The following is a 23,731-nucleotide window of genomic DNA, read 5'->3' as shown; positions in this document are numbered from 1 at the left end:
TACTTCAAAAAGGTGGAATCCCATTGAAACATTTTACCCCATCCCATGCACTGAACCGGCTCCCTGAGCAATTCTTTGCAAAGCTCGTATCCAAGCTCAATACATATCAAGAAAACGGTCATGACGCCATCAATCTTGGACAGGGAAATCCAGACCAGCCTACTCCAGAACATATCGTACAGGCATTAAAAGATGCCGCCGACAATCCCGTCTACCACAAGTATCCACCATTTCGAGGGTTTGAATTCCTAAAGGAAGCTGTTGCCACTTATTATAAGCGAGAATACGGTGTCGAAGTTGATCCAACGACTGAAGTCGCCATCCTTCCAGGCAGCAAAACAGGTCTCGTGGAACTGAGTCAATGCTTTTTGAACCCTGATGATATCGCTCTGATGCCTGATCCCGGTTACCCTGACTACTGGTCTGGAGTCGCCATGACGGATGCCATCATGGAGCCGATGCCATTGCTTCAGGAAAATGACTTCCTTCCTGATTATGACGCCATTGATCAAGCCACGTGGGAAAAGGCGAAGCTGATGTTCCTGAACTATCCGAACAACCCGACAGGTGCCGTCGCCGACCAATCATTTTTTGAACAAACCATTGAACATGCAGACAAGCATGACGTATGCGTCGTCCATGACTTCGCTTACGGAGCAATCGGATTCGATGGCAAAAAACCGATGAGCTTCCTCGAAGTGCCTGGAGCGAAGGACGTCGGCGTCGAAGTGTACACGATGTCGAAAACGTATAATATGGCAGGATGGCGGATTGCATTCGCTGTCGGAAACCCAAGTGTGATTGAAGCCTTAGAAACCGTGCAGGACCATTACTTCTGCAGCCTGTTCGGCGCTGAACAAGAAGCAGCAGCAACCGCCCTTCTCGACTCGCAGCAGTGTGTAGAAGATCTGCGCCAAACCTACGAAACCCGTCGTAATCTCTTAGTCGGAGGCTTGAACGATTTAGGCTTCAACGTCCAGCCCTGCCACGGCTCCTTCTTCGTATGGCTGAAAGTACCTGAAGGCTTCACATCCGAAGCATTCGCTGATGATTTACTAGAAAAAGTCGGCCTCTTCGTCGCACCAGGCGTAGGCTTCGGAGCCCATGGTGAAGGATATGTACGCATCGGACTGAACAACCCAGAACAAACCCTACACGACGCCCTGAAACGCTTTGCTAAATACAGCAAGTCATCGTAAGGATGCTGAAATTGGTGTAGTGAAAAGCACTGTGGAAAAAGCACTTCCCACCTCCATGTATTCGCCTAAATAGCCCGATACATAAGCATCGGGCATAAGTGTCAAGAATATATAATAAGCTATCTCATTTCCTGCATGGATGGTCAATGTTTGTAATGTGTTTAATTTTTGAGAAGCCCTTACCTGCACAAATGCTGGTCCGATAACCTTTTGACATAAGGTTCTGTATTCCCTGTTATCGCACAGTGGGGTGGAAAATGACGAGACTCCTACGGGATGCACGGACAACGGTGAGATCCCCGACAGCGCAGCTGGAGGTAGCTCACCGTCCGCCGTGGAAAGCGAGTTATTTTCCACCCCACTGAACACTCCACCCCGTACAGAACCTTCATCCATAAACTAAGCCCGAGGCAGAAGCCCCGGGCTTTTTTCATCAATTAAAATGGAAACTTACGATAGCCGGTCATGACACCGATCCATTTCACCGTGGTGAACTTATCAAGCGCCCATTCACCGCCAAAACGGCCGATGCCGGACTCTTTCTCCCCACCGAAGGCAACATGCGCCTCGTCATTGACTGATTGATCATTAATATGAATCATCCCCGTCTCGACGCGCTTCGCCAATTCTACACCTCTGTGGATGTCCGTCGTAAACAGCGATCCACTCAAGCCATATGGTGAGCCATTCGCGACTTCAACCGCTTCGTCTTCATCCCCGACTTTAATAATGGAAGCCACAGGTCCGAACATTTCATGGTTAGCCGTCGGCATGTCATTTGTCACACCCGTCAGAATGGTCGGTTCCATGACATTTCCTTCTGCTTCGCCGCCTGTCACAAGCTCGGCTCCTTGTTCGACCGTTTTTTTCACGTCTTCTTGAATACGCTCTACGGCCTCAGAATTGATGACGGGACCCACGACGACTTCCTTATCGGATGGATCGCCGGCTTTTAGACCTGCCACTTTTTCTTTGAACTTCTCCACGAAGTCATCATGTACGCTTTCATGGACAATGATGCGGTTCAAGGACATACAGATCTGACCTTGGTGAAGGTACTTCCCGAACGCGGCCGCTTCCACCGCCTGGTCAAGATCGGCATCGTCAAGGACGATCATCGCATTGTTCCCACCGAGCTCTAACGCCGTATCTTTAATATGCTTGCCTGCCAGTTCACCTATATGGCTGCCGACTTCTGTTGAACCAGTGAACGATATCAATTTCGCTGTTGGATGAGTGACAAAAGCATCACCGATCTCTGAGCCACGTCCTACGACAACGTTGATGACACCTTTCGGGAAGCCTGCCTCTTCAAAGAGGTCGGCAATCAGCAATCCTGAAGTGGCGGGTGCATCAGATGCTGGTTTGACGACAACTGTATTCCCTGTCGCCAAGGCCGGAGCAATTGACCTCATAGCCAGGTGAAACGGGAAGTTCCATGGTCCAATGACGCCGATGACGCCTTTCGGTGAACGATAGACACGGTTCTCCTTTCCCGGTGTATTGGACGGGAGAATCTCACCTTTCATTCTCGTCGGAAAGCTGGCGGATTCGCGGATAATCGCTGCCGCAGCCTGAAATTCGACTTCCGCTTTTACAAGCGTACTCCCTGACTCTTTCACCAGCCAGTCGACTATTTCTTCTTTTCGTTTATGGACGACGTTTAATAACTCGTCAAAATAAGCCTGCTTCTTACCAGGAGTAAGCTCCATCCAATCTTTCTGAGCAGACCGCGCGGCTTCGTAAGCTTCATTTAAATCCTCTTCATTCGCTGAAGGGATGGAGGCGATGGTCTCTTTTGTATATGGATTCACGTTTTCTACGGTTTTCTCACTGGACCCATTCTTCCATTGTCCATTGATGAATTGTTGTGTGAAATCTTTCTGAGTCATGATTGTCCTCCTCGTCATTTTGATAGCACACAACTAAATTCCACCGAAACGAAGATTATAAACGTTTCAAGGTGCTCTTGACCATATCTACATGAGGGATGCCATCTTCAAGATACACATCCGACACCTCTTCAAATCCGAAAGATGCATAGAAGTGGCGGAGGTGCTCTTGACCATGAAGGGCAATCCCTTGAACACCCATCTCATTTACAAGGACATCTATGGCATAATCCATGAGCTTTCTGGCATGACCTTTTCTGCGGTATTTTTCTTGAATCAATACTCTTCCGATTGAATAATGCTCTTCACCTTCAGCAGGTGGCACAAGTCGACAGTAAGCTACGACCTCTCCAGCTTCTTCTTTCCAAATATGTAAGCATTCCGGGTCCCGTCCATCGATTTCCGGGTACGGACATTCCTGCTCTACAACAAATACATTCACACGGTGTTGAAGCAGCGTGTAAAGTTCCTCTTTCGTCAGTTGATCGAATGTTTTCTTCACCCATTCCATTCCCTGTCTCCCCCTTCGTTCTTGTACCTGTAACTATATCGAAACCCAATTCGTTTGAAAAGCATTCAGAATGGGAAAAAATATGTCAACAAAGCAGGATGGAGGAGTCAAACATGATACTGGATCTACTACCTGTCTCATTGAGAAAATACTTTGAAATGTCAAAGAGGCAACGAAAACACGAAATGCAAATGGCCATATGGTACATGCCTGCCGTTTACATATCTCTAGCCATTGTGCTAGCAGGCATCGTCCTCTATCTCGATCAGGGATTTGAATTGTACCCACACGTTCCCTCGTTCTTACAAATCAATTCAGACTCAACGAGAATACTAGTCAGCACACTGATTGGCGGAATCTTGACGCTCAGCGCCTTCACACTCAACTCCTTACTCGTGGTCCTGACGACGTTCAGCGGTCAATTCTCTCCGCGCATGCTTCTCAACTTCGTCTCAGACAAGCGAACGCAGCACGCTCTCGGCATCTTTAACGGCAGCTTCGTCTTTGTGCTTGTCGTCTTTTTGTTCATCGGGAACTCTTCGGAAGAATTCTTCGTAGCGATTCCCTTCATGACCATCCTGCTTGCGTTCATATCCGCTCTGACCTTTATCTACTTCATCAATCACGCGACGATGTGGATGCAGGTGCACAACATCACCTATACGATGAAAAAGACATCTGAAGAAATCATCAACCAGACGTTGAGCAAGGAGCTTGAAACTTATAGAACGATGGACGCAGGCGATACGAAAGAAATCGAACGGGAAAATGCTATATCAGTAGACTCTGTGAAATCAGGTTACTTGCAGCTTGTCGATTACCGTACGATGGTCGCGGAAGCGAAAAAAGACGACGTCATTGTGCAACTCCACTCTCAAATCGGTGATTACACATTAAAGGGCAATAACTTAATCAGCTACTGGGGCCCCGGCGCGGAGAAAGTCGATGCCATGAAGTACTGTCGGATGCTTGAGATTGGACATAAAGAAACAGAGATTCAAGACATCCAGATGGGGATGCACAAACTGGCTGAAATCGCGATAAAGTCAATAGGAAACGATGACCCGAAGACGGCCATCAACACCATTCACCGAATGGCGGAGCTGATGCTGACAGTCGAGGACTATATCACCTTCACTCCCTACTTGATGGACGAGGATGAACAGGTTCGGGTCATCCTGCTTGAGGAATCCTTCGACTACTACATTTACCGAGGCTTCGGATTCATCCGACATTATGCAAAAGACAACCACCTGATTATCACAGAGCTCCTGAACTCGCTTGCGAAGATTGCTGAGTCGATCGATGATTCCAAACACGAGCCTCTATGGAGATTCGCCTGTCAAACGGTGAAGCATATGGACACCACCTCGTTGTACGAGCTCGATCAAAGGTTCCTAGTATCCGCCCTAAAAAAACTCGCTGTCCAGACTGATGAAATGGAAGAGTTCGAGAACCTTAAGAAAAAATTTTCACCTCTTTAATAAAAAAGCCGAACGATTTTCGAGCCTATTAAGGCACTCGAATCATCGTTCGGCTTTTTTGCAGACGAGCGGAGGGTTAAAACGGTTCAGAGAATGGCTCTCTGGACGTTTTTTCTCCCCCCCACTCCACAAAACGAACTTGAAGCGCCCCTTCTAGAGACCGTTTTGAATGTACGTTTAACGAGTAATGGTCCAGACACTTCTTCTCACAACCATTCCTACGTTAGTCAGAGCTCGAGGTCATCGAGCTTCTTCACCACTTCATACCTCGGGATGTTGAAGGACTGCCACGCTCTCTCTTGATTTGTCCATTCTTCTTTTCTCTCCTCCAACTTACGTTCCAGATTCTTATACTCCGGGTACTCTTGGTAGATTTCAATAAGACCATCAACGCCGGTATAGCCTAGTGAATTCAAGTAGTCGATATCGAGTTTCCCGGTCTCTTCGTAACGGTCGATGTTACGGTCCACAATCCACGCCTCCACGTTCACCGCATTCAATCCTGTATAAAACAGAACGGCTGTTATCAAGTAGAAGTGGATCAGCGGTAGACGGTCGATCCAGACACGGATCCCTGTATAAGCGAAAATGACGATAAGGAAAATCATAAAGACATGCGGCAGGACGCGTGCCATCGTGTAGCCGTATTCAGCTTCATACAGCATCAGCCTCTGAAAGGCAGAAACAAGCAAAATGCCACTGAAGACGATAAGCAGCGAGTACATGCTCCTCAACGTACGATCGAGCTTTTTGGCATCAGGACGATTGATCTTCAGCATGATGACAAGCACCGTCAAGTTCACAAGCGACACGACCACAAGCTCGAAAAAGCCACGGCGGGCATATTCAGCATAGCTCATGCCTTCGTACAATTCTCCACCGAAGAAATACGTGAACTGCACAGCTGTGAACAAGGCATAGACGACATTCAATAGAATGAGAATAGTCAGGGATACGATGCCATCGTACGTCTCCCCCTGCTTCGGTTCTGCCGGCGTCTTCGTTTCTTCACGAGGCAGAATCTGCATCACGCCAAAGAAGAGCCACCCGAGCGCCAATGCGATCAACACTCGAATGAATACTTCGTTCACTTCCAGTCCGTTCAACCAGTCCGGAAATACAGAGAGGAAGTTTTGGAACGCTGCGTCCGCCTGCATAAGGAGACCGACGACGACAAACAGAAGTGGCGCACCGATTAAAAGACCGAGCAGTACCTTCCTCATCACCTCTGAATTTTTTTCATCCATCTGCTTGAAGATTCGTTTGTACAATCGCTGCAGAAAATATGCGTTAAAGGCAAATGCACCGAAGAAAGTGGTAATCATCCGGATGAGGAAGGTCCCTCGATACCAATGAATGTAGGACGGTTTCGTCAGCAACACGAGATGGGCGAGCATCAGTGTTGGAAGCAGCAAAGCATTCAGCAGTTGGAAAATGAACGCATCGTATAACACATAATTGGCTGATAGAACCAAGATGACAAACATCATCAGAATGCCCATGCGTCTCTGTCTGAATGGGAAACGACGGTATCTTAAAAAGAAGACGAGATAAAAGCCTGTCGTGAAGACAAGATAGCTGATGCCGACAGGCGCATGGAAAAAGGACAGCTCAGCGAGTCCTCCTAAAGCTAGACAAATAACAAAAAACAGCAACTCCTGTATTTTCAGTGGTGGTGTAGACATGTAACTCCTCCTATACCTAGTTTTTCTTTAATCATAGATATTCTATGTATATGGGTGTAAAGAATGCCCGTTACAGTGACATCCTCCTTCCCCAGCGGCACGTTAACCACGAAATCGGGTACAGCAAAGCCGTGCAGACGATACAGACGACAATGAATTGCGGCGTCACGAGCGGGGCAAACCACTTGTGAGGAATCACTTTGAAGAGCGTCAGCAGCATCAAAATCAAATTCGGTATGATGCCGATCACATAGGTCTTCTTCAATAAAGCGACTCCTCTCGGCCCGAAGGCTTTCCCGATTTCATAACCGAGAAGGGCCCAGAATCCGATATAAAGTAGAATGATGATGGTCGGAATGGAAATCAGCCGTTCAAATACCCATTCGAGCACGTTCCACTCAAGCAGGTGATAACCGACTGTCAGCAATCCCCCACCGACAAAGAGCACAATATTACACAGAACAAAAAGCCACTGTAAACGGGATTCTGTGACAGAATGCTCCTCTTTGAACATCTCAGCGATTTCGCCAGGACTCCCGAGACGCATGATCAAATCATCATACGTCAGCTGCCCTGCTCCATCCATAGCTGTAAGGTGACCCTTATATTCTTCGACAATCGAGCCGCGCTCAGGATGGAAGGACAAGGCTTGTGACAATTCCTCTAAATAACGATCATGCTCGCTATGACTCATGTTTTCCCATCAGCTTATTCATCACTTGAACGTAGCGGTGCCATTCGCTCGTTCTTTCTTCCAGCATCTTCTGCCCCTCAGTGGTTACCTGATAGTATTTCCGCGCCGGTCCTTTTTCCTGTTCGTGCCAATAATGACTCACATAACCCTGTTTTTCTAACTTGTGAAGGGCGGGGTACAGTGTCCCTTCCTTCACTTGGAAATTATGGTCACTCCGCCGATCCATCTCTTTGACAAGCTCATAGCCGTACATATCACGGTCATTCAGCAACTGCAGAACTAATAAGGATGTGCTTCCTTTAACAAGTTCACGGTTGAACATCTTCCTCACCTACCTCGTAAAATTAGGTATATTCAGCATACCTAATTTTACGAGGTAAGTAAAGCGATGTTTAAAAAGAGAGAACCAAGGAAAAATAATAGCATTCATTGACAGTCATCAGCCACGCTTTTATCATTATATATGAACATATAATCATATATCGTTATCGGAGGTAATCCTATGGGACATCACCACCATCACCATGTCGATTCGTCGACTGGAAAAATTAAAACAGCATTCTTTCTAAATTTAGCTTTTACCATCATTGAAATTATTGGCGGGTTGCTGACTAACAGTATGGCCATCTTATCCGATGCCCTGCATGACCTCGGGGACTCCCTTTCTCTCGGAATCGCCTGGTTCTTACAGAGATTCAGCAACAAAGAACACTCCGAAAACTTCTCATTCGGGTACCGGCGTTTTTCTTTATTGGCTGCCTTGATTAACAGTGTAGTGTTAATCGTCGGGTCGATCTTCATCCTGACCGAGGCGATCCCGAGACTGTTGAATCCTGTACAGCCGAATACGACCGGGATGATCGCCTTAGCCATTTTAGGCGTTCTAGTGAACGGCGCAGCCGTTGTTCGCTTGCGAGGCGGGGATTCCATGAACCAGAAAGTCATGACGTGGCATTTACTCGAAGACGTGCTCGGCTGGGTCGCCGTGTTGATCGTCAGCATCATTATGGCCTTTACGGACCTGCCCTTCCTCGATCCGCTTGCTTCGATCGGGATCACACTGTTCATCCTGTATAACGTGGTGAAGAACTTCATTAAAACGATGAAGCTCTTCCTCGAAGCCGTTCCAGACGGGATGGACCTGAACGAAATCATAGAGAAAATGGGCGCCATTGAGGATATCAGATCCACACACCATACTCACTTATGGTCCATGGACGGCGAACACCATGCTTTCTCCACCCACGTTGTCGTGCCCGAAGACGCTTCGAAGCAGCAGATTTGCCAAGTCAAAGATCAAATCAAAGAGATCTTAGACAGCATGCAGCTTGATCACGTGACGATCGAAGTCGAATACGAAGACCACCCCTGCGCCATCACAGCACACGAACATTAACATTAAAAAAGAGAGGGAAACCCCTCTCTTTTTATAGTTCCAATGTTTCCGGCGTGTCTTCGCCTTCGTTCATCAAACGAATGGATTCCGGCATAATCTCAAGCACGATAAAGTCCGGATTATCTTTGCTTCCGAGCCAGTTCTTCATATGATCTTTCCAAATCCAATCTCTGATCTCCTGATCGTCCCGGATTTTCGCCTGACCTTCTACTTCAAGGTAGCGATCCCCATAGCCTTCTCCTTCGTAACCGAGTAGAATATGGACGTTCGGATTTTCATCGATTTCCTCAACTTTGTGTGTCTTTTTACTAGTGGCTGTGAAAAAGGTGAATTCATCATCATGATGGAAGGTCATGTACCTGGAGTGCGGCTTTCCATCCTTAACAGTAGCCAGTGTTCCAATCTTATGATTTTCCATCACTTTATGGATCTTTGTCTTCAGTTCTTCCTGATTCATTTCATAATCTCCCCTTTTCTAGAGTCTCATTCAGTTTTCCCTGAGAGCTGTAAATTATAAACATCTCGCTGCGCACCGATTGTTTTTAACTTGGCCGACAGGGTATGCTAAGGTAGAGAACCGTTTATGCAGAGGAGGATTAGCATTGAAAAACCGTAAGAGAGCAGTCCCCTTTATCCTGTTCACCTTGCTCATCGGTCTCCTCCTTTTTTTCTCGATTACGAAGTCCATTCGATCGGAGTACACGTCGAATGATACGCCCACCCTCTTCCTACACGGATACAAAGGAAGTGAACGAAGCTTCGCTACGATGCTGGAGCGTCTGGAGCGGAGAGGTCCAGGTGAGAAACAGATGATAGTTCGAGTAACAGAAAAAGGAAAGGTACAAATCAAAGGGGATCTGGAAGGTTCCGCTCCTCTGGTTCAAGTGATATTCGAAGATGCAAGAGCGAGTATAGATCAGCAGAAGGATTGGTTGAAGAGTATCATGTCTGCTTTGAAAGATGATTACGGAGTCGACCACATCAACCTGGTCGGACACTCTATGGGAGGGCTCTCCCTCGCAGGATTCCTTGCCGAAAAAGAGGAAGATGCTCCCGATGTCAATAAACTGGTCGTGATGGCAAGCCCCTTCAACGGCATTGAAAAGGAAGGATATTTCAAAGTGAACTTCGGCGATGCCGCCACCGATTTGAGACCGGAATCGAAAGCGCTGGTTGATTTGAAAAAACGACAGATCGACTCCGTTGATGTTCTCGCCATTGCAGGCGTCATCAACCGTGAAGATCGTGCGAGCGAGCAGTGGGACGGACTCGTCAAACGTAACAGCGTGAGAGGCATTCAATCACTCGTTCCAAGGCACCGGATCCAATTTGAAATCGTTCGTGGCAACTTCGCCACTCATTCCGGTTTACACGAGAGCCCCTACGTCGACAAACTCGTCGCCGATTTCCTCTGGAAAGAACCAGACACCTCCTAACATCCACCCAAAAACCAAACCCGGAGGAGCATCATCTGAAGATGCCCCTCCGGGTTTGGTTAATTACTAAGCTTTCAAGTAGAAGAATTTTTGTCGATATACAGCAGATAGAATGCTCAAATGCTGGATGTTCACACGGACAATCGCTTTAGCCTATGGTTACTGTTAGGTTCTGTATCCACTATTATCGCAAAGTGTGGTGGAAAATGATAAGACTCCAGTGGGATGAACGGGCCACGGCGAGATCCACTCAGGCATCGCCTGAGTACAAAAAGGAACAAGGATGTTCGAACTAAAATCGCCACGTCCTGTGGCAACGTCGAACGACCCAACGTCCTGTTGGGCCGCGGAAAGCGAGTTATTTTCCACCCAACTGTCCTCCTCATCTGTAACAGAAGCGTTCTCCATACTTTTTCAACAACCAAGAAGGCTGAGACACAAAAGTGTCTCAGCCTCTCCTCTGCATTATTTACGATGTATGAAGACCTCGAACATCTCCATTACCGCTTGGAAGATTGCGACCGATTGAAAAGTAAGTAAACTTAACGCCGTCAGTGAAAAGAAACCGATAAATAAAATACGCATGGAGAAAAAAGCGTGCATCCAGGCCACCATGGATAGATCCCTCCCTATGATTTCAACTTATGACAAACGACAGCGATTCATACTTCCTGCTTTTCAAACATGAACAACCACATGAAGGTCAAAGCCTGGTTGAGTTCTTCATCAAGAGAACGGGCTAGTTCTTCTGAAACCCCTCGCTTGTAGACCCCTTCGCCTCCGATATACGACCAACCTGTTTCTTCGGCCATTCTACGCAGTTCCCATGGCATCATCGTGTTGCACACCACCGCCTCACCATAAACACGACGGAAGCTGTTTGTACGCGGCATGGCAGTCGGTCCAAGAAGACCAATGCACGCCCTCCCACCGGGCTTAAGAATCCGCTTCATCTCTTCCAATCCCTCATACGGGATTTCCGTCCACTCCAATGAATTTATAGCCATGATTCCATCAAACGTCTCCGCTTCAAAAGGCAGCTTCGTCAAGTCACCTTGAACAAATCGCAGACCGTCTTCACTAATCCTCGCATTCGCCCGATCAATCATATCCTTCGAAAGGTCAAGACCTGTGACATCATACCCTTCTTGAAAAAGCTTATATGACCCGTAACCGTCTCCACAGCCCAAGTCCGCGACCGATGCTCCCTTTTCTATGTAGCTTCTCAAGAAGGGAATAATCGTCTTCCGACTCCCCTCGTCCCACATCGTCTGACTTCGTTCGTACCACGATTCCGCCATCGTGTCCCACTTCCGCTCCGCTTCTAAATGCCAATTGAATGAATCCATTTTAGAGGCACCTCCTATCCTTCCATTATATACCCATTCGCCGATTTTTTCTCTAAAGAAATGATTTAGACTTGAAGGTTATGGAATTGTTCGTTATGATTGGATTACTACATAAGGTAAAAAACCATAAACAAAACACTATATATAGTATCTACGAAGCGGAGATGCCACTACGGCTTAATAGGGAATCCGGTGAAAAACCGGAGCTGCCCCCGCAACTGTAAGCATACGCGAAATGGGTCATCCACTGTGTTCACACGGGAAGGACCAGAGTAAGATCGTATGCGAGCCAGGAGACCTGTCTTCCTTCGTTGCAAGTTTCAACTTCTTCGGGGATTGAGAAGATGAAGCGATGGAATGAAAGCAGGCTTCTTCTTCGTGGTTCCTGTGGTTCTTTTCATGGTTTCATCCGCTCAAATTCTGAGCGGATTTTTTTATTTTATAAAAGAGGTGAAACGATGAATTACACCGCAACAGACCAGGAGTGGCTGCAGGATTCCTTCCCCTCCTTACCTATTAATCAAGTACTCGGCAAATGGAAGCACCACCGAATAGAAGAAGCCGCGCAGGACATGATTCTCGCTTGCTTGGCCGAAGTAGATGAAGCATCCCCGGACTGGACCTTTGCTGCCAGCCGCATCTATTTAAAGTGGATGTACAAGGAAGCCAGAAAGAACCGGGGCACCACAGCCCCTTATCGCGATTTTCACGAATTGATCACAACGCTGATCGAGGAAGGCGTCTATACGAGAAAAATACTTATGTACTACAGCCCGGCGGAAATAAAACAGCTCGAACGAGAGCTCGTCCAGGAACGCGATCATCTTTTTACCTACATTGGTTTACGGACATTAAGTGACCGCTACCTTGCCCGTTCAAAATCGAAGGAGATATTCGAACTGCCTCAGGAACGATTCATGATCATCGCTATGATGCTGATGGCGCAGGAACAGGAGCACCGCAAACTAGACCTTGTCAAAGAAGCTTACTGGGCTTTAAGCAACCTTTATATGACCGTCGCTACCCCTACCCTGTCCAATGCGGGAAAACAGCACGGGCAGCTCAGCTCCTGTTTCATCGATACGATTGATGACAGCCTCCAATCCATATACGACAGCAACACGGACATCGCCAACTTAAGCAAAAACGGCGGAGGCATTGGCGTTTACTTAGGGAAAATCAGAAGCCGCGGTAGTGATATCAGAGGGTATAAAGGGGTTTCCTCCGGCGTCATTCCGTGGATGAAGCAATTGAACAATACCGCAGTCAGCGTCGATCAGCTCGGTCAGCGGCAGGGTGCCATCGCCGTCTACCTCGACGTGTGGCACAAGGACATCTTTTCATTCCTGGACAGCCGTTTGAACAATGGGGATGAGCGCCAGCGCACCCACGATCTGTTTACAGGCGTTTCCATTCCGGACATTTTTATGGAAGCCGTGGAAAATAGGGATGACTGGTACTTATTCGACCCACATGAAGTCCGTGAAGTGATGGGCTTCTCGCTTGAAGATGCTTACGATGAAGAACGCGGAGCCGGCACGTTCCGGACGCGCTATGAGCAGTGTGTCGATCACCCTTCCTTGAGCAAGGAGCGGGTTCCGGCCATCGACATTATGAAGCGTGTGATGATGAGTCAGCTCGAGACAGGCACCCCTTATATGTTCTACCGGGATGAGGTGAACCGGAAGAACCCTAACGGACACGCCGGTATGATTTACTGCTCCAACCTGTGTACAGAAATCACTCAAAACCAAAGCCCGACCGTTCAGCAGCAGCAATTTGTAGAGGATGGAAAAATCATTACCATCCAGGCACCAGGTGACTTTGTCGTGTGCAACTTATCAAGCCTGAACTTAGGACGAGCCATTCCTTCAGGCGAGCTGGCGCGCATTATCCAAATCCAAGTGCGGATGCTGGATAATGTGATCGACCTGAACACGATCCCTGTCCTGCAGGCACAACTCACGAACCAGCAGTATCGCGGCATAGGTCTCGGGACGTTTGGGTGGGCTCATTTGTTAGCAAAAAAACAAATCCACTGGGAGTCAGAGGAAGCGGTCGATTACGCCGATGCGCTGTACGAAACGATTGCCTACCACACAATCGAAGCAAGCAGTGACTTAGCCTACGAAAAAGGAAGCTATCCTCTATTTGAAGGATCCGACTGGGAGAGCGGGGCCTACTTTTCAAAACGCGGCTATCACAAACATGATGCGTGGGACTGGAGCTCCCTTCAAGAAAAGGTGAACCAAAACGGGCTTCGAAACGGGTACCTGCTTGCTGTCGCTCCGAATTCCAGCACATCTCTGATTGCCGGAAGCACCGCAAGTATCGATCCGATTTTCCAAAAGTTTTATTCCGAAGAAAAGAAGGATTACAAGATTCCGGTCACGGCACCAGAGCTCGATCACCACACGTACGGATATTATCCATCGGCCTATGATGTCGATCAGAAAGCAAGCATCAGACAGAATGCTGCCCGTCAAAAGTATGTAGATCAGTCGATTTCGTTCAACCTCTATGTCCGAAATTCCATTCATGCCAAAGAACTGCTGGACCTTCACTTGGAAGCTTGGAGGCTCGGCTTGAAGACGACCTATTACACTAGATCCACATCCAGCCAAGGCAGCTACGATGAATGCGAAAGCTGCTCATCTTAAGGAGGAATCGTCATGACACAGAAGTTAGAAAAAAGAAAACTCGTTGACATCCATGCACCCAATAAGTCCACAGGGATCCTGAACGGCCAAAGCTCAAATGTTTTGAACTGGGATGACACCGCGTTCTCATGGGCTTATCCGATGTATAAAAATATGCTCTCCAACTTTTGGATTCCGAATGAAATCAATATGAGCAACGACTTGAAGCAGTGGCCGGACTTATCCGAAGAAGAGCAGCAGACCTTCAAGAAAATCATCGGCCTGCTCGCATTTTTAGATTCGATCCAAACCGACTACTCAGGAAAAATAGCCGACTATTTGACGGACTCCAGCTTGTCGGCCTTAATGCAGGTCTTGGCTTTTCAAGAAGTCGTCCATAATCAATCGTATTCGTATGTCCTCTCCACTCTCGTTCCGCAGCACGAGCAGGAAGCGATTTTCGAATACTGGAAACACGATGAGATCCTCATTGAACGAAACGCCTTTATTACGGATGGCTATCAGGAATTCATTGACGACCCTACAGTACCAAGCTTTCTGACATCCATCGTCTATGACGTCGTGTTGGAAGGACTGTTTTTCTATGCCGGCTTTGCCTTCTTCTATAACTTGGCACGGAATCATAAGATGGTGTCGACAAGTACGATGATCAATTACATCAACCGTGACGAACAGATCCACGTCAATCTGTTCGCCCGGATTTTCAAAGAGACCTTGAACGAACATCCGGAAATCGACCAGGAAGAGATGAACGCTTTCGTAACCGATACCTTCACGAAAGCGGCTGAGCTTGAAATCAAATGGGCACGCCACATCATCGGCCATCAGTTCACAGGTATCGAACTATCTGAATTAGAGGACTATATCAAATTCATGGCCAATAAGCGGAGTAAACAGCTCGGAGCTGAAAAACCTTTCCCCTCCTATAAAAAGAACCCGCTGAAATGGATCCGGGCCTATCAGGAAGTCGATGAAGGTAAATCGGACTTCTTCGAACAGAAATCCCGCCAGTACACAAAAGTGACCGAAACGAACGGTTTCGACGATTTATAAGCCTGTCCCCTTCAAATTTTTTTGGAGGGGATTTTTTGTTGATATACAAACAATGGAAACGGTTACGAACCGGCATATGTGTAACCTTTCCTGACATTAATTTTCAAAATGTATTGATTTTTCAGACTATTTTCCCTTATGATTAGATTAATTCATTACCTCTTATGTTAAGAAAGTTAACACAAGAGAAAAGGAGGACAATAAAGTGAAAAAAGTAGAAGCCATCATCCGCCCGGAAGCCTTCCAGGCACTGCGTCATCAGCTCGATCAACTCGGCGTGAAAGGGCTGACTGTTTCTGAGGTGGCCGGCTGTGGTCAACAGAAGGGGCAGGAAGGGATTTTCCGAGGCAACCGATTTGAAGTGAAGCTCTATCCGAAAGTGAAAGTGGAAATGGTCGTTGAGAATTTCGAGCTTGCCTCCATTATCGATGTCATCATGGAAACGTGCGCCACAAGCGAAGTGGGAGACGGAAAGATCTTTGTTTCAACGATTGATGAGGTATATCGAATCCGCACCGGCGAAACCGGTAAGCAAGCCCTACTCTAATAAGAAAAGGATGGATCATTTACTATGAAAAAAACATTGCTCTTATTTCTTATCGCTTTATTCAGCTTCCCTGTCATCGCAAGTGCCGAGACAGCTGTAACACCTGAAGCGGTTCTACAGTCCGTTGATATGGTGTGGATCATGATCGCCGCATTCTTAGTATTCTTCATGCACGCAGGATTCGCAATGGTCGAATCAGGATTCACCCGCTCCAAGAACGCCCTCAACATTTTGATGAAAAACTTCATGACGATGTCTATCGCTGCTGTCCTTTACTTTATTGTCGGATTTGGAATCATGTTCGGAACATCTGGTGGTGGATTCATCGGAACAGATGGATTCTTCCTGAGCGGTCAAGCCGATCAAATTGGATTCTTCGTCTTCCAGGCCGTCTTCGCCGCTACGTGTGCGACCATCATTTCCGGAGCTGTCGCAGAGCGTATGAAATTGAAATCTTACCTTCTTCTGACTGTGCTTATGACAGGCTTCATCTACCCGGTTGTCGGTCACTGGGTATGGGGTGGCGGATGGTTGTCATCTCTAGGATTCGTTGACTTCGCAGGCTCTACTGTCGTTCACTTAACAGGTGCACTTGGCGCGATCGTTGCCGTTATGTTCCTCGGGCCACGCCTCGGGAAGTACAATGGTAAGACGGTCAACGTTATTCCCGGACACAACATTCCACTAGGTGCATTAGGTGTATTCATCCTTTGGTTCGGATGGTTCGGTTTCAACGGCGGTAGTACACTAGCTGCTGATCCAACCCTAATTCCAACCGTTGTAGCCACTACCCTTCTATCCGCTTCTGGTGGTGTCATCGGTTCAGCACTTTATTCTCAACTGAAGTTCAAGCGTATCGACGCTTCCCTTACATTAAACGGCGCACTTGCTGGTTTAGTCGGAATCACAGCCGGTACAGCGAACGTATCGCTGGTTGGTGCGATTGCCATTGGTCTACTAGCTGGAGTCATTCTTGTTGAAGGCGTTCAGTTCCTTGATCGCATCGTACGTATTGACGACCCTGTCGGAGCGATTGCCGTACACGGAATCTGCGGAATCTGGGGTACACTCGCTGTCGGATTGTTCTCTGTCGAAGGCGGACTGTTCTATGGTGATGGCGCAGCACTTCTAGGCGTTCAAGCCATCGGCGTACTAGCTGTAGTAGCCTGGACGATGCTGACAACAGCAGGCGCTGTCCTTGTCATCAAAGGCGTAACAAGCGGCATTCGCGTTTCTCGTGAAGAAGAGATCTCCGGACTCGACTTTGCTGAGCACGGTTCTACCGCTTACGAGTCAAGCCGCAGCATCTTCAACGAAAACCCTGGTACATCAGCTGATTTCGGAGTGGATTTACTCCACCGATTAGACAGCTTATCAAGCGAACCCAAGAAAACCGATCACAAAACTGCCCAATAACGTCTTACACAAAAAGAGCCGGACCATTACGAGTCCGGCTCTTTTTTCATTAACTGATATGATATCGTCAGAAACGGAATACTCCATAGCGACATGTTATGAACGGCCACCAAACGATCACCCTGCACCTGCACATGGAACCACTCCCTAATCGGAGTCCGGACAGTCCAGTTGCCGAATGTCAAATAAACACCTTCATCCCCGCGGGAATCCGGTCGCAGGTGACTCGTTAAAATCAGCCCATCTCCACCATCCTTTTCCGGCTTCAACACACCTGTCATGGTGCCTATCGGAAGAGGCAGCGCAATATTCATATACGTCTCACCCGACTGCTTGTGATACGAATAAAGCGCCGTAAAGACCGGCTCTTCTGTCGCTTCATTCTTCCGCACCCAAGCCCGTACCTGAGGACGACCATCCAGCTGATCCGAAACCGGAACAATCTCCCCTGTCATGTTCATCGACGTAGATGTCGGAAGGTTGATCTGTCCCATTCGGCTTGTGATACGGTGGCTGACTCTCGATAGTTTCCTGAACCCCTTCTGCCATTTCACATCAGCCTTCATATCATACTGGTCCGTCTCTAAATAAAACCGCCTGACTTCAGGATGAATAGAGGAAGGGTCAAACCTTTCACTTCTGTAGGTCGCCCACGTCGGAATCAGACCCTTTTCCATTTGATAAGAAGCGGACCACCCCTGCTTGTAGACCGCCTCACTCCCCACGTACCCTTTCGAGCGAATCTTACTTATTGGAAAAGTAGTGTAAGAGTGTCGCTGAGGGGATGCCGTTCTACGAAAAGCCCAGGTGACCAGCAGTGAAAAGGCAAAGGCGTTAATGAGTCCGTGGTACGATACCATCTGCCTGATGGAAACAGAGAAAGCTTCTGACATCAAACCGAGACTGTACGTGAACGAAAGCCCCATCGTTCCCACCAGCAGAAAGGAAGCCAACCTGACAGCAGAGGATGCCCAAGAAGGAAGTTCGACGGATATCCAGAACCACCAGACGGAAAGCCATACGAGGATCAAGACGTAAAACCCTACCGTAAACACCTCTACAGGAGGTCCGAAGTCAAGCCCGATTGCGACAAGAAAAGGTCCCGCCAGCACCCCTGCCACTAAAATTGCGTAAGGGCGGTTCATGTATGTTTTTCGAACACGGTTCGCTTCGGCACGAAAGCGTCCGAAAAAACCTACCGCCAGAGGGAGAACAAAGGCGGCGTAATGAAAATGAATCGCTGTCAGCTGGACGATCGTTTGAGAATAAGGCAGGTAAGGAGACCAGCCTGCCTGAGAAATGACAAGCCACCCTCCCCCTATCGCTATGTATATAAGCCCTATATCGATGACCGTCTCTTCTAACGGCCTCAGCCCTCTGCCTAGCACCCTCAGCAAGCCACCGAGAGCAAGGAGCAGCGTGTAGATGAACCAGACAATAGCCCACCAGCCAGCCTCTTTACCCGGAGTCAAGGTAACGGAGATCGCACCAGCAACTGCAAACGGCAAGGAGGCTTGAAGCGCTTTATATAACCATCGCTCCGCTCTGTTTCCTTTTTCCTTTATGACTTCTTCCACAAGAAGCGGCACAAGGACTAGAAAAGAAAACCCAAGAGCCGCTTCAATGCCTGTGACGTGAAAGGTGAAAATCCAAGCTATAAAAAGCCCTGCACCAATGAGCGAAACCAAGCGACCGGCATTTCCCATAGTTTAACCCCCAAAACCTTTATAATAATTTCCAATCTACTTTATTCATGTTTTAATAGAAGTATCTCTTCTTATTTTACCAAAACCTAAAGCAAAGGAGTGTCGTCTAAGTTATGAGGTGGGATAAATTGATACATAGACAACAATCCACTCCTGTTGATCAAGAGTCATCGAACGATATGAATCAACGGGTTGAACAATGGATAACCGATTACGGACACGACCTGAAGTGGCTGGCCTACTCGTATGTCAAAGACCACTCCTTAGCAGAAGATATTACACAAGAAACGTTCATTAAAGCCTACCAAAAGTTTTCTACGTTCAAAGAGCAATCCAGCGTAAAAACATGGCTGTATAAAATTACAATCAATCTATGTAAGGACTACTTGAAGAGTTCTTATATGAAGCGTGTTGTAAAAAAAGGAGCTGAACTATTCCGCAGCCTACCATCTTCCCAGTCCACTCCCGAGGAATATATTCTAAGCTTGAGCGAGGATGAAGAACTCCTCGATCACATTATGAGGCTGGAGTCTAAATATCGGGAAGTCATCATTCTCTATTATTTTGAAGAATTCGATACAAAAGAGTTGGCTGAGGTCATTCAAACGAGTACAAACACCGTGAAGACACGGCTCCGCCGCGCTCGTCAGCTGTTGCAGAAGCAAATGACGTCAGAAGGAGGTTCTCGGACATGAATGATTTACTGGACCGCAAATTGAAAAAGCTCGACCATAACATCAAATATGATCAAGTTACTTTTAATGAGGCCCGCACGAAGAAGGCTGTGCTCAACGCACCCAAAAGCGAAACTACCCCGCCATCGTGGTTTAAGAAGGCTGCCCCTCTTCCACTCATCGCGGTTGCTATTATCCTATGCTTCCAATTGCTGCAGGCACCACCATCAACTGATACACATATGGCTTCCTTGTCCCCGGAAAAAAATGTGACATCGGACATGAAAACTCCGGTGTTCTCTGAAGCGAAGTTCTTGAGTGGAGAAGGAATTCAGAGTACCTCCACGCAACCCGTTAAGCGTTCCACCATGGTCAGAGAAACATACGTGCTTCACAACAACCATGAGTTTGTGCAAACCGGACAGACCGTTCAAGAGTCACAACTGAAAGATGTAGTCGGCACCGCAGAAATCGAACCGTTGTCCCATGACTCTTATACACATGAGACGAAAATTTACAGCATCGAGGGAGAAAATCCGGAGAAAGTGATTGCCATTCAAAGCAGACGCAACACCGGAATCGGCTCCACATCCATCAGCAAGCAGGGATATTTCGTTTTCGAAATGAAAACACCATAATCTAAAGCACACCACTCTTTATCAATCGTGCCTTCAAGCACCGGAATCCTCCGGTGCTTTTTCATTCTGTAAGTACTCCCTTACGTTTTTCAGTGAGTCCTCGATTTCCGAGCGGATTTTAGGATTATAAAACACAGCCGCCGGATGGTACAAAGCAACAACCTTGTACTCCTCCTCTGATGTAATCCACCCCTCTTCATCACTCCACTTCAAAAGAGGCACTTCCATGACGCTTCCTATAATAGAGCTCATCTTATCTTCACGACCCGTCAACCGCTGATAAGCCACACTTCCAAGCGCAATGATCACGGATGGCTTCACTTGATCAATTTGATAATCCAGCAGCTTGGCATGTGCGATGATCTCTTTTTTATTCGGCTTTCGATTGGCTTTACGGTACCCCGGTTTATTTGTATTCTCAACCCAACGGTAAGGACGACTCCTCACGACGCTCGTCAAATAGATGTCTTTGCGGTTTAATCCGAGGATGTCCAACTGCTTATCGAGCTCTTTGCCCGCCCGACCGATGAACGGTTCCCCCTTCACCGCCTCATTCTCCCCAGGCGCCTCTCCTACAATCATAATGTCACTCCGCTCATCTCCAGCCCCTAAAACGAATCCTTCTACATCATAAGGCTCGATCCTCCGAAGCGCTTCTGTTTTGATTCCATCAGGAATGTTCATCGTTTCCCCTCCTCTACCCCTACTCTTCCACCTTCCAACCAGTAAGAAACCTGGCTGAGACCAGATAAAAAAATCCACAGTGCTTCACACACTGCGGACTTTCACTTGATTTGAAATACGAAATACGTCGTCACAAAATAGGAAACTAAAATAAGAATGGAAGGCAGCAAATAACTGGATCTATTCGACCTGCGGGTAATGCTGATGATAACAAAGAAGACAAAAACAATGGAAACCGCGCCTGTAATGACGTTGGCAACACTGGATTCCTGCAGCAGGTTCCCCCTGAAATAAAAGGCATCCGTAATCGCAAGAATCATCAGGTTAAACGCATTACTCCCGAGCAGCGAGCTGATACCAAGGTTGAAATTACGCAGCTTCAACGCTGTCCCCACACTCACCGCATCCGGGAGTGACGTACTGATCGCAACAAGGAACGATCCAATAAAGGAAGCGCCGATCCCTGTAATAACCGAAATCTCTTCTGCTGTAATGGTCAAGACACTGCCGATGATCATAATAGAAATTGCTGCCCCGACGAATCGTACGATCACCTGTTTGTAGGTGTACTCACCGTACTTCGTCGAATCCTTTTTCACTTTGCGCCCTTTGTACTCCGTGCGATCATTGATATATTTAGATCCAATAAAGTAAAGCATGACAATCGCAATCGAAGTATAACTGATATGGAACACAGCTGTCGGAAGTGCAAACATAAGCCCAGCCACCACGACTAAGGTCATGAAAATAACCAACCAGCCGTACAATTTACTCTCTTCTGTCGCATGAGTCATGATTTGATACCTGCGATAGACAATATCAAAGACAGCGAGTCCCATAATATTGAACAAGTTACTCCCGATTAAATTCCCGACCGCTAAGTCCGGACTGTCAATGACAATAGCCGTTATGCTCGACGTGAGCTCAGGAAGGGAAATCGCAACTCCGATGATCGCCCCCATAAATGCGGACGATGCTTTCGTCTTCTCTTTAACTGCATCCCCATATATCGATAAACGAGAAGCAACAAAAAAAGTCGCCGCTCCCGCTAGAAAGAATAATACAAATACCATCCAGTCACTCACCATCTACATTCCTCCGTCCCAACAATCACTATTTATCATCCATTCCCTACAGCCTATCGAATCAAACAGAGAAAAAGAACCAGCTTTCGCTGGTCCTTCTTTATGATTCTACAGGTTCTTTTTCCTGTTCTTTAATTAAATCGGCTGTCAGTTGGCCGGATAGTGTAACCATCGGAACGCCGCCACCAGGGTGAGTGGACCCTCCAACAAAGTACAGTCCATCATACACCTGACTCTTCGAAGGAATTTTAAACCCTCCGTTCGTCTTACGGTCCGCCGCAATCCCATAAATCGATCCGCCATTCGGACCGTACAACGTTTCTAAATCTTCAGGAGTGAAACGATATTCAAATTCAATCGAATCCCGAAGCCCATCAACGCCCATTCTTTCCAGCTTATCCAGCACAAGCTCTCGGTACTGATCCCAGTCGACAGGCTTACGCTTACCATTGGTCATAGGGGGGACATGCGTAAGGACAAACAGGTTGTCTTTTCCTTCCGGTGCCTGTGTATCGTCAGAACGCGCTGAAATGCCGATATAGATCGTCGGATCATCAGCAGGTTTCCCTTGGTCGAAGATCTGCTTGAACTCTTTCTCAGGATCCTCAGAGAAGAAGAAATTGTGGTGTTTCAAGTGGTCGAACTTCTTATCCGTCCCAAGCAATAACACCAGCCCTGATACAGTCGGTTCGAATTTCTTCTCAAGAGACTTGATCTCTTTTTTCACCTTAGAGTTTGAAGGAGCCAGCCTACGGTAAGCTGGGATGGCTTCCAGATTGGATACGATCACATCCGCCTCGTGCACGGTGCCGTCTTCTGTTTCCACACCGACGACACGCTCTCCTTCGACGACCAGTTGCTTAACCGGCGCGTTCAATTGAACGTCCACCCGAAGCTCGTCCATCAACTGCCCCATCGCCTCTGCAATCTTGTACATGCCACCTTTGACATAATGAATGCCAAGACCAAGCTGAACATAGACAAGCTGGTTCAGGATGGCAGGTGATGAATAGGGGTTCGAGCCGACATACATGACAAAGAAATTAAATAGCTGCTCTAAGTACTTGTTATCAAACTGTTTCTTCGTCGACTTCGCTACTGTATTCATCGGATCCATCTGCAGCAATTCACTCAATTTATGGTGACTCTTCAAATCTTTCAAATCTGAAATGCTGTATTTATAAAAGCTCTTCATACAAAGCTCATACATATCTTGTGTGTACGAAATAAAGTCCGTCAGCTTACGGTTCGGACGGTCCGTCACCTTCGCCATTTCATCCAGCATCTGCGGAAGGTCACTCGTGACATCCAACTGCGTACCGTCTTCGAAGAATGTGCGCCATTGAGGCTCGACGCGTTCAACCGTAATATAATCCTCTAAACGACGATGAACACTTTCAAACAACTGCTCCAGTACCCAAGGCATCGTTAAGATAGAAGGACCCGTGTCGAACGTGTATCCTTTTCCTTCACGTCTATTAAGCTTTCCACCGATATTACTATTCTTTTCAATCACTTTTACGTCGTAGCCATCTCCACTTAAACGAATAGCTGCTGACATACCACCTAATCCAGCTCCGACTACGATTGCTTTTTTCTTTCTCAAAGCATCCACCTCCAAA

Annotated in this window: 22 protein-coding genes and 1 riboswitch; of the genes, 10 read left to right on the top strand and 12 right to left on the bottom strand. The window is 47.3% G+C overall.

The genetic code is table 11. From position 1 onward, the window contains the following. Window positions 1-23: 23 nt before the first annotated feature. Window positions 24-1,199, top strand: coding sequence for a pyridoxal phosphate-dependent aminotransferase (locus LCM20_RS18455; RefSeq protein WP_225196970.1), 1,176 nt, complete (start codon window positions 24-26; stop codon window positions 1,197-1,199). Between the two features lie 437 nt (window positions 1,200-1,636). On the opposite strand, the gene LCM20_RS18450 is transcribed toward LCM20_RS18455, so the two are convergent. Together LCM20_RS18450 and LCM20_RS18445 are read right to left on the bottom strand one after the other, a co-directional pair. Then, entirely contained in the window at window positions 1,637-3,091 is a 1,455-nt protein-coding gene (locus LCM20_RS18450; RefSeq protein WP_263622183.1) for an aldehyde dehydrogenase family protein, read from the bottom strand. A 55-nt stretch (window positions 3,092-3,146) separates the two neighbouring features. Further along, window positions 3,147-3,602, bottom strand: coding sequence for a GNAT family N-acetyltransferase (locus tag LCM20_RS18445; RefSeq protein ID WP_225196969.1), 456 nt, complete (start codon window positions 3,600-3,602; stop codon window positions 3,147-3,149). A gap of 191 nt (window positions 3,603-3,793) precedes the next feature. Here LCM20_RS18445 and LCM20_RS18440 point away from each other — a divergent pair, with 191 nt between their 5' ends. After that, entirely contained in the window at window positions 3,794-5,086 is a 1,293-nt protein-coding gene (locus tag LCM20_RS18440) for a DUF2254 domain-containing protein (protein WP_225196968.1), read from the top strand. 227 nt (window positions 5,087-5,313) lie between these two features. Here the strand turns inward: LCM20_RS18440 and LCM20_RS18435 are convergent, their stop codons facing one another. The 3 genes from LCM20_RS18435 to LCM20_RS18425 all read right to left on the bottom strand — a co-directional run bounded on the left by LCM20_RS18435 (window position 5,314) and on the right by LCM20_RS18425 (window position 7,787). Then, window positions 5,314-6,771, bottom strand: coding sequence for a DUF4153 domain-containing protein (locus tag LCM20_RS18435; RefSeq protein WP_225196967.1), 1,458 nt, complete (start codon window positions 6,769-6,771; stop codon window positions 5,314-5,316). A 70-nt stretch (window positions 6,772-6,841) separates the two neighbouring features. Next, complete coding sequence (locus tag LCM20_RS18430; protein WP_225196966.1) at window positions 6,842-7,465, bottom strand: HAAS signaling domain-containing protein; 624 nt, start codon at window positions 7,463-7,465, stop codon at window positions 6,842-6,844. Continuing rightward, window positions 7,455-7,787: a PadR family transcriptional regulator gene (locus LCM20_RS18425; RefSeq protein WP_225196965.1), complete on the bottom strand. Its 333-nt coding sequence runs from the start codon at window positions 7,785-7,787 to the stop codon at window positions 7,455-7,457. The genes LCM20_RS18430 and LCM20_RS18425 overlap by 11 nt, the downstream gene beginning before the upstream one ends. Window positions 7,788-7,967: 180 nt before the next feature. Between LCM20_RS18425 and LCM20_RS18420 the strand changes: the two genes are divergently transcribed. Then, window positions 7,968-8,861, top strand: coding sequence for a cation diffusion facilitator family transporter (locus LCM20_RS18420; protein WP_225196964.1), 894 nt, complete (start codon window positions 7,968-7,970; stop codon window positions 8,859-8,861). A gap of 31 nt (window positions 8,862-8,892) precedes the next feature. Here LCM20_RS18420 and LCM20_RS18415 read toward each other — a convergent pair whose 3' ends face one another. Next, a complete protein-coding gene (locus LCM20_RS18415; RefSeq protein WP_225196963.1) occupies window positions 8,893-9,318 on the bottom strand; it encodes a pyridoxamine 5'-phosphate oxidase family protein in 426 nt (141 codons plus the stop codon). A gap of 145 nt (window positions 9,319-9,463) precedes the next feature. On the opposite strand from LCM20_RS18415, the gene LCM20_RS18410 reads away from it, so the two are divergent. Then, the gene (locus LCM20_RS18410; RefSeq protein WP_225196962.1) at window positions 9,464-10,297 is read left to right on the top strand and encodes an alpha/beta hydrolase; all 834 of its coding nucleotides are present in this window, start codon (window positions 9,464-9,466) and stop codon (window positions 10,295-10,297) included. A 465-nt stretch (window positions 10,298-10,762) separates the two neighbouring features. On the opposite strand, the gene LCM20_RS18405 is transcribed toward LCM20_RS18410, so the two are convergent. Then, window positions 10,763-10,912, bottom strand: a complete 150-nt coding sequence (locus tag LCM20_RS18405) for a hypothetical protein (protein ID WP_225196961.1) — start codon at window positions 10,910-10,912, stop codon at window positions 10,763-10,765. 47 nt (window positions 10,913-10,959) lie between these two features. Then, entirely contained in the window at window positions 10,960-11,646 is a 687-nt protein-coding gene (locus tag LCM20_RS18400) for a class I SAM-dependent methyltransferase (protein WP_225196960.1), read from the bottom strand. A gap of 145 nt (window positions 11,647-11,791) precedes the next feature. Beyond that, window positions 11,792-11,967, top strand: a riboswitch (cobalamin riboswitch). A 137-nt stretch (window positions 11,968-12,104) separates the two neighbouring features. Between LCM20_RS18400 and LCM20_RS18395 the strand changes: the two genes are divergently transcribed. From LCM20_RS18395 to LCM20_RS18380, 4 genes are all read left to right on the top strand, one after another. Next, complete coding sequence (locus LCM20_RS18395; protein WP_225196959.1) at window positions 12,105-14,306, top strand: ribonucleoside-diphosphate reductase subunit alpha; 2,202 nt, start codon at window positions 12,105-12,107, stop codon at window positions 14,304-14,306. Between the two features lie 12 nt (window positions 14,307-14,318). After that, entirely contained in the window at window positions 14,319-15,359 is a 1,041-nt protein-coding gene (locus tag LCM20_RS18390) for a ribonucleotide-diphosphate reductase subunit beta (RefSeq protein ID WP_225196958.1), read from the top strand. A gap of 205 nt (window positions 15,360-15,564) precedes the next feature. Further along, entirely contained in the window at window positions 15,565-15,906 is a 342-nt protein-coding gene (locus LCM20_RS18385) for a P-II family nitrogen regulator (RefSeq protein WP_225196957.1), read from the top strand. A 24-nt stretch (window positions 15,907-15,930) separates the two neighbouring features. Beyond that, on the top strand, window positions 15,931-17,322 hold the full coding sequence (locus LCM20_RS18380) for an ammonium transporter (protein WP_225196956.1): 1,392 nt from the start codon (window positions 15,931-15,933) through the stop codon (window positions 17,320-17,322). Between the two features lie 26 nt (window positions 17,323-17,348). On the opposite strand, the gene LCM20_RS18375 is transcribed toward LCM20_RS18380, so the two are convergent. Next, complete coding sequence (locus LCM20_RS18375) at window positions 17,349-19,028, bottom strand: YndJ family protein (RefSeq protein ID WP_225196955.1); 1,680 nt, start codon at window positions 19,026-19,028, stop codon at window positions 17,349-17,351. 128 nt (window positions 19,029-19,156) lie between these two features. On the opposite strand from LCM20_RS18375, the gene LCM20_RS18370 reads away from it, so the two are divergent. Continuing rightward, the gene (locus tag LCM20_RS18370; RefSeq protein ID WP_225196954.1) at window positions 19,157-19,723 is read left to right on the top strand and encodes a sigma-70 family RNA polymerase sigma factor; all 567 of its coding nucleotides are present in this window, start codon (window positions 19,157-19,159) and stop codon (window positions 19,721-19,723) included. Further along, window positions 19,720-20,340 (top strand): hypothetical protein, encoded by a 621-nt coding sequence (locus LCM20_RS18365; protein ID WP_225196953.1) that lies wholly within the window; start codon window positions 19,720-19,722, stop codon window positions 20,338-20,340. Before LCM20_RS18370 ends, LCM20_RS18365 begins: the two co-directional genes overlap by 4 nt. A gap of 33 nt (window positions 20,341-20,373) precedes the next feature. On the opposite strand, the gene LCM20_RS18360 is transcribed toward LCM20_RS18365, so the two are convergent. The 3 genes from LCM20_RS18360 to LCM20_RS18350 form a co-directional block, all read right to left on the bottom strand. Further along, a complete protein-coding gene (locus LCM20_RS18360; protein WP_225196952.1) occupies window positions 20,374-21,024 on the bottom strand; it encodes a uracil-DNA glycosylase in 651 nt (216 codons plus the stop codon). 101 nt (window positions 21,025-21,125) lie between these two features. Next, window positions 21,126-22,097, bottom strand: coding sequence for a sodium:calcium antiporter (locus LCM20_RS18355; protein WP_225196951.1), 972 nt, complete (start codon window positions 22,095-22,097; stop codon window positions 21,126-21,128). 112 nt (window positions 22,098-22,209) lie between these two features. Continuing rightward, window positions 22,210-23,715: a phytoene desaturase family protein gene (locus LCM20_RS18350; RefSeq protein ID WP_225196950.1), complete on the bottom strand. Its 1,506-nt coding sequence runs from the start codon at window positions 23,713-23,715 to the stop codon at window positions 22,210-22,212. Between the last annotated feature and the right edge of the window lie 16 nt (window positions 23,716-23,731).

The sequence above is a fragment of the Halobacillus litoralis genome (genome assembly GCF_020171725.1).
Classification (GTDB): Bacteria; Bacillota; Bacilli; order Bacillales; family Halobacillaceae; genus Halobacillus; species Halobacillus litoralis_F.
Note: the sequence above shows the minus strand (reverse complement) of the source record. Positions and strands in the feature narration are given on the sequence as shown.

What these genes read in the sequence shown, in the direction of transcription:
- LCM20_RS18375 (WP_225196955.1), bottom strand. Translation starts at nt 19,028, where the DNA reads ATGGGAAATGCCGGTCGCTTGGTTTCGCTCATTGGTGCAGGGCTTTTT.
- LCM20_RS18400 (WP_225196960.1), bottom strand. Translation starts at nt 11,646, where the DNA reads ATGGATTCATTCAATTGGCATTTAGAAGCGGAGCGGAAGTGGGACACG.
- LCM20_RS18425 (WP_225196965.1), bottom strand. Translation starts at nt 7,787, where the DNA reads ATGTTCAACCGTGAACTTGTTAAAGGAAGCACATCCTTATTAGTTCTG.
- LCM20_RS18415 (WP_225196963.1), bottom strand. Translation starts at nt 9,318, where the DNA reads ATGAATCAGGAAGAACTGAAGACAAAGATCCATAAAGTGATGGAAAAT.
- LCM20_RS18430 (WP_225196966.1), bottom strand. Translation starts at nt 7,465, where the DNA reads ATGAGTCATAGCGAGCATGATCGTTATTTAGAGGAATTGTCACAAGCC.
- LCM20_RS18365 (WP_225196953.1), top strand. Translation starts at nt 19,720, where the DNA reads ATGAATGATTTACTGGACCGCAAATTGAAAAAGCTCGACCATAACATC.
- LCM20_RS18380 (WP_225196956.1), top strand. Translation starts at nt 15,931, where the DNA reads ATGAAAAAAACATTGCTCTTATTTCTTATCGCTTTATTCAGCTTCCCT.
- LCM20_RS18450 (WP_263622183.1), bottom strand. Translation starts at nt 3,091, where the DNA reads ATGACTCAGAAAGATTTCACACAACAATTCATCAATGGACAATGGAAG.
- LCM20_RS18405 (WP_225196961.1), bottom strand. Translation starts at nt 10,912, where the DNA reads ATGGTGGCCTGGATGCACGCTTTTTTCTCCATGCGTATTTTATTTATC.
- LCM20_RS18395 (WP_225196959.1), top strand. Translation starts at nt 12,105, where the DNA reads ATGAATTACACCGCAACAGACCAGGAGTGGCTGCAGGATTCCTTCCCC.
- LCM20_RS18355 (WP_225196951.1), bottom strand. Translation starts at nt 22,097, where the DNA reads ATGGTATTTGTATTATTCTTTCTAGCGGGAGCGGCGACTTTTTTTGTT.
- LCM20_RS18390 (WP_225196958.1), top strand. Translation starts at nt 14,319, where the DNA reads ATGACACAGAAGTTAGAAAAAAGAAAACTCGTTGACATCCATGCACCC.
- LCM20_RS18440 (WP_225196968.1), top strand. Translation starts at nt 3,794, where the DNA reads ATGGCCATATGGTACATGCCTGCCGTTTACATATCTCTAGCCATTGTG.
- LCM20_RS18420 (WP_225196964.1), top strand. Translation starts at nt 7,968, where the DNA reads ATGGGACATCACCACCATCACCATGTCGATTCGTCGACTGGAAAAATT.
- LCM20_RS18435 (WP_225196967.1), bottom strand. Translation starts at nt 6,771, where the DNA reads ATGTCTACACCACCACTGAAAATACAGGAGTTGCTGTTTTTTGTTATT.
- LCM20_RS18445 (WP_225196969.1), bottom strand. Translation starts at nt 3,602, where the DNA reads ATGGAATGGGTGAAGAAAACATTCGATCAACTGACGAAAGAGGAACTT.
- LCM20_RS18360 (WP_225196952.1), bottom strand. Translation starts at nt 21,024, where the DNA reads ATGAACATTCCTGATGGAATCAAAACAGAAGCGCTTCGGAGGATCGAG.